Source organism: Beijerinckia sp. 28-YEA-48 (assembly GCF_900104955.1).
In the GTDB taxonomy this organism is placed as follows: domain Bacteria; phylum Pseudomonadota; class Alphaproteobacteria; order Rhizobiales; family Beijerinckiaceae; genus Terripilifer.
The window spans coordinates 2263210-2276086 of the sequence record NZ_FNSI01000001.1 but is presented as its reverse complement, the minus strand read 5'-3'; the positions used below and the strand labels follow the sequence as shown (position 1 = coordinate 2276086).

Here is a 12877-nt window from a genome sequence, read left to right as displayed (position 1 = left end):
CCCCATTCCACAGGCGGATTTATCGCGTTCCTGATCCAAGGGGCGCTCCGGTGGCCGGAATTCTGGCCCGCTGTCCGCTGAGGTTCAACCGGAGAAGTACAGTTATGTCATTGCCCGATTTTTCCATGCGTCAGCTGCTCGAAGCCGGCGCCCATTTCGGCCATCAATCGCACCGTTGGAACCCGAAGATGGGTCCCTACATTTTCGGCGCGCGCAACAACATCCACATCATCGATCTGGCCCAGACCGTGCCGATGCTGCACCAGGCGCTGAAGGCCGTGTCCGACACCGTCGCCAAGGGCGGCCGCGTTCTGCTCGTCGGCACCAAGCGTCAGGCCTCCGATGCCATCGCCGATGCGGCCAAGCGTTCGGCCCAGTATTATGTCAACTCCCGCTGGCTCGGCGGCATGCTGACCAACTGGAAGACCATCTCCGGCTCGATCCAGCGCTTGCGCAAGGTTGACGAAGAGCTGAATGCCGGCGCCGTTGGCTTGACCAAGAAAGAGCGTCTGATGCTGTCGCGCGAGCGCGAGAAGCTTGAGAAGGCTCTGGGCGGCATCAAGGACATGGGCGGCACGCCCGACCTGATCTTCGTCATCGACACCAACAAGGAACAGCTGGCGATCAAGGAAGCCAATCGCCTTGGCATTCCGGTGGCCGCCATCCTCGACACCAACTGCGATCCCGATGGCATCGCTTTCCCGGTGCCGGGCAATGACGACGCTGGCCGCGCTATCGCGCTCTATTGCGACCTGATCGCGCGCGCCGCCATCGACGGCATTTCGCGCAGCCAGGGTTCGTCGGGCGTTGACCTCGGCGCCATGGAAGCGCCGGTCGAGCACGCCATTCCGGCGGCGGTTGTCGAAGCCGATGACATTCCGGCCGAGACTTTCGAACTGCTGGCGGCGCCGCGCGGCGCTCCGGACGATCTGGCCAAGTTGCAGGGCGTTGGCCCGCAGCTGGTCAAGAAGCTCAATGACGGTGGCATTTTCCACTACTGGCAGATCGGCGCGATGACCGATGCCGATGTCGCCAAGGTTGATGCCGATCTCAAGTTGAATGGCCGCATCGGCCGCGACAAGTGGGTTGAGCAGGCCCGCACGCTGGCCGCCGTCTAAGGCCAGCCCGCCTCGACTTCAAATAGCGACATTTAAACGTCGCGATAGACGCTCAATCCTTCGCCTCAGCTCACGCTGAGGCGAAGACGTTCCGATCCTAAGGAAATCTGCAAGGAAATTGCTCATGGCGAACATTACCGCTGCGATGGTGAAAGACCTGCGCGAAAAGACCGGCGCCGGCATGATGGATTGTAAGTCCGCGCTCAATGAGACTGGCGGCGACATCGAGGCGGCCATCGACTGGCTGCGCAAGAAGGGCCTTTCGAAGGCCGCTAAGAAATCTGACCGCGTCGCGGCCGAAGGGCTCGTCACGGTTGCCGTCAACGGCCATCAGGGCGTTGTCGTCGAAGTGAACTCCGAGACCGACTTCGTTGCGCGCAACGAAGAATTCCAGGCGCTCGCCCGTTCGATCGCGCTCGTCGCCCTGGAGAAGGGCATTGTCGACGTGGAGAAGCTGCGCGATCAGCATTATCCCGGCGGCGTTACCGTAGCCGACGCGATTTCGAATGCCATCGCCACCATCGGCGAGAACATGACCCTGCGCCGCGCCGCTTCGGTGACGGTCGCTCAGGGCTTCATCGGCCATTACGTTCATAACGCCGTCAGCGAAGGCCAAGGCAAGATCGGTGTCATCGTCGGACTTGAGTCGACCGGCAACGCCGCCGCGCTCGCCGACCTCGGCCGCAAGATCGCCATGCACATCGCCGCCGCGTCCCCGCTGGCTCTCGATGCGACCGGTATCGATCCCGCGACCATCGAGCGCGAGAAGAACGTGCTGCGCGAGAAGAACGCTGGCAAGCCGGCCAATGTGCTGGAGAAGATCGTCGAGTCCGGGCTCAAGACCTATTACAAGGAAGTGACCCTGGTCGAGCAGGCCTTCATCCATGATCCCGCCAAGACGGTCTCCCAGATCGTCAACGAAGCCGCCAAGACCGCCGGCGCGCCGGTCGCGCTGAAGGGCTTCGTGCGCTACGCGTTGGGCGAGGGCATCGAGAAGACCGAAGCTCCGGACTTCGCCGCCGAAGTCGCGAGCATGTCCAAGGGCTGATCCCAATCTCTTCGGTCCGCATGCCCCTCACGCATGACTGGGGCGCGGGCCGGGCGATTGTCGCAAGCCGAAGCTTGGATTATTTTACAGTCACCGTTTGGAGGGTGGCGTGCGGGTTCTCCCCCACGCCACCTTTCGTCTTTTCAAGATCTTTCAGGACTATGTCGCTATGAGCGCCAATGCCGAAGTCAAGGTTGGGGCCGCGCCGTCGGGCGCTCTTGATGCGGTGGGACCCGTGCACGCGATTCTTTGGATCATGTGCTTCGCGCATTTCCTGAACGACCTGCTGCAGTCACTCCTGTCAGCCGTCTTGCCGATGCTGAAGGACACCTACAGCCTCGACTTCTCCCAGATCGGCTATATCGCTCTGGCGTTCCAGATCACGGCGTCGATCTTCCAGCCGTTCATCGGCATGTACACTGACAAGAAGCCGACCCCTTGGGGGCTCGCTGCCGGCATGGGCGCGACCCTGATCGGTCTGCTGCTGTTGGCTTATGCGGGCAGCTATTGGACTCTGCTTCTGGCCGCGGCCACCGTCGGTATCGGTTCTTCGATCTTCCATCCGGAAGGCTCGCGCGTGGTGCGCATGGCCGCGGGCGGCCGTATGGGCACGGCTCAGGCGACGTTCCAAGTCGGCGGTAATTTCGGTCAGGCGGCGGGACCGCTGCTGGCCGCCTTCGTCGTCGTGCCGCTCGGTCAGCGTGGTCTGGTCTGGTTCGCGGCCGTCGCTCTCTTGGCCATGGCGGTTCTGGCGTGGGTTGGTCGCTGGTATGCGGCTGCGATCAAGCGCGAAGGCAAGGTGAAGCGCCGCTCTGGGGGCGCCTCGGTGCATGGCTTCACCAGCACCAAGGTCATCACCATCATCTCGATACTGTTGCTGCTGATGTTCTCGAAGAGCTTTTACTCGGCGAGCCTCAACACGTTCTACACCTTCTATCTGATGGAAAAGTTCCAGGTGACCCTGCGCGATGCGCAGCTCTATCTGTTCCTGTTCATGGGGGCGACGGCGGCTGGTGTCTATTTCGGCGGCCCGCTTGGCGACCGTTTTGGCCGCAAGTACATCATCTGGTTCTCGATCCTGGGCGCGCTGCCGTTTACCCTGATGCTGCCCTATGCCAGCCTGTTCTGGGCGGCGGTGCTGACGGTGTTCATCGGCTTCATCACGGCTTCATCGATGTCGCAGATCGTCGTCTACGCGCTGGAATTGGTGCCGGGCCGCACCGGCATGCTGTCGGGCCTCTTCCTTGGCTTCGCCTTCGGCATGTCGGGGATCGCGGCGGCGGCGCTCGGCCATCTGGCTGACCTTACTAGCCTGGACCTGGTGTTCCGGATCTGCGCTTTCCTGCCGCTGATCGGCGTGGTCGCCTGGTTCCTGCCCAATCTCGAGCGGCGCTAGGCGGGGAGGGGCCTCGGTTCCCGATGGGAGCCGGGGGCCGACGACAGCCATTGGCACAAAAGAAAACGGCCCCGAAAGGGGCCGTTTGTCATTTCTGAACCTCAGGCAATTGAACCTCAGATCATCAGGCCGCGGTCGGGGCCTTTTTCAGGCGGACGATCACGTCGACGCCAGCGATGATCATGCCTTCCGGCGCGCCGGGAACGGCGAGATGCGGCACCATCGTGTCGGGAATGTCGAACAGCTCGTCCTGTTCCTCGACGTAGTAGTGATAGTGCGGGCCGGTGTTGGTGTCGTACCAGACCTTGGAGCCGAACAGGGCCACTTCGCGCAGCAGGCCGCTTTCCGTGAACTGACGCAGGGTGTTGTAGACGGTCGCCAGCGACATGTTCACCCGCGCACCGCGAGCTTCCTCGTAGAGCTGCTCGGCGGTCAGGTGACGATCACCCTTGCCAAACAGCAGCCAGCCGAGGGCCAGACGTTGCCGTGTCGGACGAAGCCCCGCCTTGCGCAGCTTTTCGCTGACCAAGCGCGGAACGCAACCAATCCCTCCGAGGGGCGGACGAGAGCTAACAGACGCCACTTTTCCCAGTTCCTTTTGTAGCATTTTGGGCGGGCCCGAAAATTTGCACCTTCAGTTATATATTATGGCCAGGTTTCTGTCATCAAAATTTGATCTAGATCAAAATCACAGCCCTGCCGATGCAACTTTCCGGCCAGATTAGAACAGTTCTGAAAAATCGAGGTTTCTTGATCTCTCCATTGTGCTGGTTACGGTGCTTCTGTCCAGATATTCCTCGCCGCCTTGACCATTTCCTGGGAACACCGGCTCCTGGCACTGGCGAGGGGCCCTCGAATCGGGCTAGCGATCAGTGTTTGGCTGGATTTCAGCTAAGCGTTGGGGTGTTGAAAAATGGGTCCGTTAAAGCGCGTCGTGGTCAAATTGTCGGGGGAGGCCCTGATGGGCTCGACCACCCATGGCCTTGACCAGCCCACTTTGGAGCGGATCGCCACCGATCTGGCCCGGGCCGCCGATGCCGGTTTTGAGATCGCCGTCGTTGTCGGCGGCGGCAATTTCTTCCGCGGCATCCAGGGCGCGACCAAGGGGATCGACCGTGCCCGCGCTGATTCCATTGGTATGTTGGCGACGGTGATGAACGCCTTGGCGCTCGAGCATGCAGTCGAAAAGGCCGGGCATTCGGCCCGCGCCCTGTCGGCGGTGCCCATGCCCTATGTCTGCCAGCCCTATTCACGCCAGGCCGCCCTGAACCATCTGACCAAGGGGCGGGTGACCGTTTTGGCGGGCGGAACGGGCAGCCCGTTCTTCACCACCGATACCGGCGCGGTGCTGCGGGCAGCCGAACTGTCGGCCGACGCGGTCATGAAGGCGACCCAGGTCGATGGCGTCTATTCGGCCGACCCGAAGAAGGACAAGACGGCCACCCGCTATGACAAATTGAGCCATGACGAGGCCATAGCCAAGAATCTTGCGATCATGGATACGGCGGCCTTTGCCCTTGCCCGCGAGAACCTAATTCCGATAATCGTATTCTCGATCGCGGAACCCAATGCGATCAGCAACGCCCTGCTTGGTAAGGGCACATTCACGGTCGTGGCGCCGTAAGAACAACAGCTCCGGCTGAAATGGCGTAATCGCGGGCCCCGGCCCGAAGGGATAACGGAAATAGATCATGGCATATGACATCGCTGATCTTCAGCGGCGGATGCAGAGTTCGATCCAGTCGCTGAAACACGAATTTTCGGGCCTGCGCACCGGCCGCGCCTCGGCCGGCCTGCTCGATCCTATCCAGGTCGTGGCCTATGGCCAGTCCATGCCCCTCAATCAGGTGGCGACCGTCTCGGTGCCGGAGCCGCGTTTGCTGGCCGTCCAGGTCTGGGACAAGGGCATGGTCGGCGCTGTCGAAAAGTCGATCCGCGACGCCAACCTTGGCCTCAATCCGACGACCGAGGGGCAGACGCTGCGCATCCGCATCCCCGAGCTCAACGAACAGCGCCGCAAGGAGCTGGCCAAGATCGCTCATAAATATGCGGAAGAAGCGCGCGTCGCCGTCCGCCACATCCGCCGCGATGGCATCGATCAGCTGAAGAAAATGCTGAAGGACAAGGCCATCAGCGAGGACGACGAGAAGCGCTTCAGCACCGACGTGCAGAAGGCGACCGACAAGGCCGTCGCCGAGGTCGATCAGACGCTGGCGTCGAAGGAAAAGGAAATCATGCAAGTTTAGCCCCGGATGATTGGGGCGCGATGATGAGCGCGGAGCAGGTGATGCGGAACCAGATGGCCGGAGCGACCGACGGCGCCAAGCCAGCCGACGTACTCCGGATTCCGCGCCATATCGGCATTATTATGGATGGCAATGGGCGTTGGGCCGCTTCGCGCGGCCTGCCGCGCTTTGAAGGCCATCGCCGTGGCGTCGAAGCGCTGCGTCGCACGATCCGCGCCGCCGGCGATCTCAGAATTTCCTATGTGACCATCTATTCCTTTTCGTCGGAAAACTGGTCGCGGCCGCCGCAGGAAGTGGCCGATCTGATGGGCCTTCTCAAGCGCTTCATCCGCAACGATCTTGCCGAGTTGCATCGCAGCGGCGTGCGCGTGCGCGTCATCGGTTCGCGCGACAAGCTGGCCGGCGATATTCGAGCGCTATTGCTCGAAGCCGAGGAATTGACCAAGCACAACACGCATATGACGCTGGTGGTGGCGTTCAACTATGGCAGCCGCCAGGAGATTGCGGCAGCCGCGCAACGGCTCGCGCAACGCGCGCTGCGCGGCGAGATCGACGCGTCGTCGATCGATGCCAATGCGCTTGATGCCGAACTCGATACCTCGGGCATTCCCGATCCCGATCTCATCATCCGCACGTCAGGCGAACAGCGCCTGTCGAATTTCCTGCTGTGGCAGGCGGCTTATGCCGAATTCGTCTTCCTGCCGCTGCACTGGCCTGATTTCGATAAGGCCGCATTGGAAATGGCGCTGCGCGAATATTCCGGTCGCGAACGGCGTTTCGGCGGCGTCAATGCCGCGGGGGACCCAGGGCGTGTCGCCTTGAGCGGCGTGTGATCGTGTCGGACAAACCATCGGACGTGACACCAACCGAACCCCAAAAGACAGGCGCGATGCGCGATCTCGGTCCCCGGCTGTTGTCGGCGATCGTAATGGTTGTTCTGGCGCTCGGCAGTGCCTGGCTTGGCGGCCATGTGTTTGCGCTGTTCTGGATGGTCGCTGGTTTCGCTGTCTTCTGGGAATGGCAGAAGATGGTGGGCGGCCGGCAAGAACGCTACCGTCTCATCGTCGGTGCGGTCGCACTTGCCGTTGCGGCACAGCTGGCGCTGACGTTACGCGCCGATATTGCCCTTCTTGTTGTTCTGGTCGGCGCTATTGTTGTCGCGCTGCTGGCGGGACGTGAAAAAGCCCTGTGGGCCGGGCCTGGACTGGTTTACGCCGGCGCTCTGGTGATTTCCGTCTGCGTGCTGCGTTCTTCCTTTTTCGAAGGGCTGACATCGATCCTTTGGGTCTTCGCGGTCGTCTGGGGCACCGACGTGATGGCCTATTTCGGCGGCCGCCTGATCGGCGGCCCGAAACTGTGGCCGCGTATTTCGCCGGGTAAGACATGGTCCGGCCTCATCTGTGGTGTTGTCTGTGGCGCAGGTCTTGGTGTCTGTGTCGTGCAATATTGGCGCACGGCCGGTGAGATCAATCTGCTGCCGGTGTTTCTGGTTGGCATTGCCGCGGGTCTCGCGGCCCAGGGCGGAGACCTGTTCGAATCCGGCATGAAGCGGCATTTCGGCGTCAAGGATTCGAGCCATCTCATTCCTGGCCACGGCGGGGCGATGGATCGGCTGGATGGTTTCATCGTTGCCGTCACCCTTGCGGCAATCATCGGCCTCGCGCGCAACGGCTTTTATGCGCCGGCGCGTGGCTTGCTGGTTTGGTGGTGAGCGGTATCTGATGCGATCGGTGAATGCTCTTTCAACCCCTCAGACGACGGCGCAAACCGCGCCGCGTCGGCTTGTTATTCTCGGCGCCACCGGCTCCATCGGGCGCACGACGCGCGATGTGATTCTGGAAGCGCCCGACCGTTTTCAGGTGGAAGCGGTGATCGGCGGCCAGGACGCCGAAGCGCTCGCCGAAACCGCCATCGCGCTGAAGGCGCATCGCGCCGTGATCGCGCGCGCCGATCGCTATGAAGCGCTGCGCCAGGCGCTCTCCGGCACGGGCATCGCTGTTTCAGCCGGCGTCGAGGCGATGTGCGAAGCGGCGGCGCTGCCGTCCGATCTCGTGATCGCGGGCATTGCCGGCACGGCCGGCGTGCGTCCCACCCATGCGGCGGCTTTGGCCGGTCGCGCCATCGCGCTCGCCAACAAGGAATGTCTGGTTTGTGCCGGCGCGCCCTTCATGCGCACGGTGCAGAGGGCCAATGGCGATGTGCTGCCGATGGACAGCGAGCACAACGCCATCTTCCAGGCTCTCGGTGGCGCCGATCCCTCGACCATCGAGAAGATGATTCTCACGGCTTCCGGCGGTCCGTTCCGCAATTGGTCGCGCGAGCAGATCGCGGCGGCGACGCCGGAGCAGGCGCTGGCCCATCCCAATTGGGCGATGGGCCCGAAGGTAACGATCGATTCCGCCGGACTGATGAACAAAGGCCTCGAACTGATCGAGGCGCATTATCTGTTCGGCGTTGAGGCGGAGCGCCTCGACGTGCTCGTTCACCCGCAGTCGATCGTTCATGGCCTCGTCGCCTTTGCCGATGGCGCGGTGACGGCCGGGCTCGCCCAGCCCGACATGGCGGTGCCGATCGCCCATTGTCTGGGCTATCCGGCGCGCATGACGACGCGGACGCGCCGGCTCGACCTGGCCGAAATCGGCAGCTTGACCTTTGAACGCCCTGATCTCGATCGCTTTCCGGCGCTGGCCGTGGCGATCAACGCCCTGCGCCACGGGCAGGGACTGCCGACTGTTCTAAACGCGGCCAATGAGGTGGCGGTGGAACTATTCCTGTCGCGCCAGATAGGCTTTCAGGAAATTGCTGGAATCGTTGAAAAAATCTGCGATCAGGCGGTGGCGGCAGGCGAAGCGCGCGAGCCTGCGACGATCGACGAGGCCCTCGCTGTTGACCATGTTTCCAGAGAAAGGTGCCGCGTCCTCTTGGCGCGTTGACTGTACTCCGGCAAAGTGCCGCCATAGTAAGGATTTATTAACTACGCGGCCGGGCGCTCCAGACCAGTGGGCGGTACGGCTGGAGGCGAACCAGTATGGCGTTAGTGCAGCATCTCTGGGGCATGGCGAGTTACCTTGTCCCGTTTCTGTTCGTCCTCACCATTGTCGTTTTCTTTCACGAGCTAGGCCATTTCCTGGTCGGCCGCTGGTGCGGCGTCAAGGCGGATGCCTTTTCGATCGGCTTTGGTCGCGAGATCGTCGCCTTCACCGACAAGAAGGGAACCCGTTGGCGCTTCGCCTGGATTCCCCTGGGCGGCTATGTGAAATTCCATGGCGATCCCAATGCGGCCAGCATGGGCGCGTCCGAAATCCAGGCGAACATGTCGCCGGAGGAGCGCAAGATCAGCTTTTTCGCCCAGCCGGTGTGGAAACGCGCGGCCATCGTCTTCGCCGGACCGGCGGCCAGCTTCCTGCTCGGATTGGTGATCTTCACCGGCAGCTTCTGGATCCAGGGCAGGGGCGATTATGTTCCCCAGATCAACCGGGTCCAGCCCGGTCAGGCGGCTGAGGCGGCCGGTTTCCAGTCCGGGGACGTGGTGGTTTCCATCAACGGGAACCCGATCGAAAACTGGGGCGAGATGCAGCGAATCGTTCAGATTTCGCCCGATGTTCCGCTCACCTTTGTCGTCCAGCGCGCCAATAAGGATGTGAACCTGACCGTGACGCCGCGCCTGCGGGAGCTGGTGACGCCGTTTGGCAAGAATCGCGTCGGCTCGATTGGCGTCGAGGCGTTAGTGACCCCGGAAAACTGGCGTATCCAGAGCTTCAGCCTGCCACAAGCCGCTGTCCTATCGGTCCACGAGACAAGCTTCATTATTGAGCGGACGGTTTCCTTCATCGGCGGCGTGTTTGTCGGGCGCGAATCGACCGATCAAATCTCCGGTCCGATTCGGATCGCTGAAATCTCCGGCGTCGTGGCCAAAGTCAGCTTCGGGGCGCTGCTGAATTTGGCGGCGATCCTGTCGATTTCCATCGGTTTGCTGAACTTGCTGCCGGTGCCAATGCTCGATGGCGGCCATCTGCTGTATTACGCGATCGAAGCCGTGAAGGGCCGCCCGATGAGCGAGCGCAAGCAGGAGTGGGGTTTCCGCGTTGGTCTTGGTCTTGTCATGGCGCTGATGTTGTTTGCGACCATGAACGACCTGCTGCATGTCGGCCCAAAGTTAGCAAATTGGTTGGGCGCTGGCGGCGGTTAAGTGATTGCTTACCCTGAATCGTGTCGTGGGTGCCACTATGTCTCTGAAAAGGGCGAAATCAGGAATTTCGCATTTGCACGAAAGTGTAAACCTTGTAGAACCTATGGCCGTGATGGGCATACTGTAGCGTAAGCGTATTAACAGGGCGTTTACCATACCGGTAGGGCAAGCCGGATTGCAGAGCGCCTTAAGGCGTATGGGTTTTGACGGGGAACTTTATAAAGATGCGGTTCATTAGAGCTTATCTCTACCGGTTGGCCTTTGCTCTCGCGGTAGGGCTCCCGGCTGCTGTCTCCGTCAGCGCGCCGGCCAGCGCCCAGCAGATCGTGGTTCAAGGGAGTCAGCGCGTCGACGCTGAGACCATTCGTTCCTATTTCGGTGGTACCGATCAGGGTCGCATCAATCAGGGCGTGAAGGATCTTTACGCCACTGGCCTGTTCTCCGATGTGAAAGTGCGCCACGAAGGTGGCCGCCTCGTTGTTGCCGTCGTTGAAAACAACGTCATCAACCGCGTCGCCTTTGAAGGGAACAGCAAGGTCAAGAGCGAGCAGCTGCTCCCGGAAATCCAGACCAAGTCCCGTGGCGCCTATAATCCGTCGACCGTCCAGGCCGATATCGAGCGCATCAAGGATCTCTACCGCCGTGCCGGCCGTGGCGCCGCCACCGTCTCATCGCGCACCGTCGCTTTGCCGAACGGCCGCATCGACGTGGTCTTCACCATTAACGAAGGTGGCAAGACCGGCGTCCGCGACATCGTTTTCGTCGGCAACCAGGCCTATTCCGGCTACCGTCTGCGCAACCTGATGCAGACGACGGAAATGAACTGGCTGTCGTTCTTCAAGAACACCGACGTTTATGATCCCGATAAGATCTCCTCGGATCTCGAAGTCATCCGTCGCTTCTATCTGAAGAACGGCTATGCCGACTTCCGCATCGTCGGCAACGACGCTCATTATGACGACGCCCGCGAAGGCTGGGTCATCACCGTCACCGTCGATGAAGGCGCGCAGTACCGCGTCAGCTCGGTGAACGTCGACTCGCGCATCGCCGACGTTGATCCCGAGACCCTGCGCCGGCAGGTGAGCCTGTCGCCAGGCGACATCTACAATGGTGATCTGGTCGAGAAGTCGGTCGAGAACCTGACCCGCGAAGTCTCGCGCAAGGGCTACGCCTTCTCGTCGGCCCGTCCGCAGGGCGATCGCAACCCGGCCGCTCAGACGATCGCGTTGAACTTCGTGATCGAAGAAGGTCCGCGCGTTTACATCGAGCGCATCGTCGTGCGCGGCAACAACCGCACGCGCGACTATGTGATTCGCCGCGAGTTCGACATCGGTGAAGGCGATGCCTACAACCGCGTGTTGATCGAACGCGCCGAGCGCCGCCTCAACAACCTCGGTTACTTCAAGAAGGTCCGCATCACCAACGAGCCGGGCTCATCGCCTGATCGCGTGGTCGTCGTGGTCGACGTTGAAGATCAGCCCACGGGTTCGTTCGGTATCTCCGGCGGTTATTCGACGACCGACGGTATCATCGGCGAAGTGTCTGTGTCCGAGTCCAACTTCCAGGGACGTGGCCAGTTCGTTCGTGTCGCTCTGACCCTTGGCCAGCGCACGCGCGGCATCGACTTCTCCTTCACCGAGCCCTATTTCATGGGCTATCGGATGTCGGCGGGCTTCGATCTCTATCATAAGCAGACGTTGAACTCGATTTACTCGGTCTATGAGAGCCGCACGACCGGTGGTGCATTGCGCCTCGGTCTGCCGATCACCGACCAGATTTCGTTCGGCGTGCGCTATTCGCTGTACACGACCAGCATCAGCATTCCGAACGATCTGAACCGTCCTTACAGCGACTGTCAGTTCCCGATCCCGGGCTATACGCCGGGCTGGAACGGCTCGACTGGCTTCAATGGCACCACCAACATTCCGCCGCCGGGCACCTATCTGACCTGCGTGTCCAACGGCGAAGCCTCGGTGGCTATGAAGGACGCTGCTCTGAAGAGCCGCCTGATCTCGATGCCGGGCTATTCGCTGATCTACAACTCGCTCGACAACGCGAAGAACCCGACCTCCGGTCTCTACGCCGAGTTGAAGCAGGATGTCGCCGGTGCGGGTGGCAATGCGCGCTTCGTCCGTACCACTGGCGAACTGCGTTACTACTACCCGCTGTTCGACGACGTGGTCGGCTTCGTGAAACTGCAGGCTGGTAACATCGCCGGCTTCGGTGGCAGCAAGGTCAACCTGCTCGACAACTTCAACCTCGGCCCGAGCCTCGTCCGTGGCTTCGCCCCGGGTGGTATCGGCCCGCGTGACGCCTCGCCGGGTATCGACAACCGCTCGGCCGGCCTTGGCGGCACCACCTACTTCGGTGCCACGGCTGAAGTGCAGTTCCCGATCTGGGGTCTGCCGAAGGAAGTTGGCATGCGCGGCGCTCTGTTCGCTGACGCCGGCACCCTGTTCGGTTATCAGGGCAAGACGGTGTTCAACCAGGCGCTCAACCTGCCGGCCAACACGCCATGCCAGCCGACGCTGTTCACGACCACGGGCGTTGCCTACACCCAGTCGAATTGCTTGACCGTTCGCGACGATCACAAGATCCGCGCGTCGGTTGGCGCCAGCTTGATCTGGGCCTCACCGCTCGGACCGATCCGGTTCGACTACGCGATCCCGTTCGCCCGCGTTCGGAGCGAATACGTCGGCGGCGTCTATCGTGGCGGCGACGTGACCCAGTACTTCCGCTTCTCCGGCGGCGGCACCTTCTAAGGGCTTCGATCACATGAGTTTGGATCGCTTCGATCCAAACTCATGAAACATGATTGATTTCAGAATGTAGGCCGAACGGCTAAGCTGTTCGGCCTTTCCCATACACAGCTTGCACTTG

Annotated in this window: 11 protein-coding genes; 10 read left to right on the top strand and 1 reads right to left on the bottom strand. The window is 61.6% G+C overall.

From position 1 onward, the window contains the following. Positions 1–104 precede the first annotated feature (104 nt). The 3 genes from BLW50_RS10765 to BLW50_RS10755 all read left to right on the top strand — a co-directional run bounded on the left by BLW50_RS10765 (position 105) and on the right by BLW50_RS10755 (position 3562). Positions 105–1118 carry a 30S ribosomal protein S2 gene (locus BLW50_RS10765; RefSeq protein WP_090701583.1) on the top strand — a complete coding sequence of 338 codons (1014 nt, stop codon included), beginning with the start codon at positions 105–107 and terminating at the stop codon, positions 1116–1118. Between the two features lie 124 nt (positions 1119–1242). After that, positions 1243–2166 carry a translation elongation factor Ts gene (gene tsf, locus BLW50_RS10760; protein ID WP_090701580.1) on the top strand — a complete coding sequence of 308 codons (924 nt, stop codon included), beginning with the start codon at positions 1243–1245 and terminating at the stop codon, positions 2164–2166. Between the two features lie 109 nt (positions 2167–2275). Continuing rightward, a complete protein-coding gene (locus tag BLW50_RS10755) occupies positions 2276–3562 on the top strand; it encodes an MFS transporter (RefSeq protein WP_244544202.1) in 1287 nt (428 codons plus the stop codon). A 124-nt stretch (positions 3563–3686) separates the two neighbouring features. Here BLW50_RS10755 and irr read toward each other — a convergent pair whose 3' ends face one another. Further along, complete coding sequence (irr, locus tag BLW50_RS10750) at positions 3687–4091, bottom strand: Fur family transcriptional regulator Irr (protein WP_244544201.1); 405 nt, start codon at positions 4089–4091, stop codon at positions 3687–3689. Positions 4092–4475: 384 nt separating this feature from the next. Here irr and pyrH point away from each other — a divergent pair, with 384 nt between their 5' ends. The 7 genes from pyrH to bamA all read left to right on the top strand — a co-directional run bounded on the left by pyrH (position 4476) and on the right by bamA (position 12759). Next, positions 4476–5186: a UMP kinase gene (pyrH, locus tag BLW50_RS10745; protein WP_090701574.1), complete on the top strand. Its 711-nt coding sequence runs from the start codon at positions 4476–4478 to the stop codon at positions 5184–5186. 67 nt (positions 5187–5253) lie between these two features. Then, a complete protein-coding gene (frr, locus tag BLW50_RS10740) occupies positions 5254–5808 on the top strand; it encodes a ribosome recycling factor (RefSeq protein ID WP_090701572.1) in 555 nt (184 codons plus the stop codon). A 41-nt stretch (positions 5809–5849) separates the two neighbouring features. Further along, positions 5850–6641 carry an isoprenyl transferase gene (locus tag BLW50_RS10735; RefSeq protein ID WP_090708972.1) on the top strand — a complete coding sequence of 264 codons (792 nt, stop codon included), beginning with the start codon at positions 5850–5852 and terminating at the stop codon, positions 6639–6641. A gap of 2 nt (positions 6642–6643) precedes the next feature. Then, positions 6644–7519, top strand: coding sequence for a phosphatidate cytidylyltransferase (locus tag BLW50_RS10730; protein WP_244544199.1), 876 nt, complete (start codon positions 6644–6646; stop codon positions 7517–7519). Positions 7520–7538: 19 nt separating this feature from the next. After that, positions 7539–8741 carry a 1-deoxy-D-xylulose-5-phosphate reductoisomerase gene (gene dxr / locus BLW50_RS10725; protein ID WP_244544198.1) on the top strand — a complete coding sequence of 401 codons (1203 nt, stop codon included), beginning with the start codon at positions 7539–7541 and terminating at the stop codon, positions 8739–8741. 95 nt (positions 8742–8836) lie between these two features. Next, positions 8837–9997, top strand: a complete 1161-nt coding sequence (gene rseP, locus BLW50_RS10720) for an RIP metalloprotease RseP (protein ID WP_090701569.1) — start codon at positions 8837–8839, stop codon at positions 9995–9997. A gap of 224 nt (positions 9998–10221) precedes the next feature. After that, positions 10222–12759, top strand: coding sequence for an outer membrane protein assembly factor BamA (bamA, locus tag BLW50_RS10715; protein ID WP_090701566.1), 2538 nt, complete (start codon positions 10222–10224; stop codon positions 12757–12759). Positions 12760–12877: the final 118 nt, after the last annotated feature.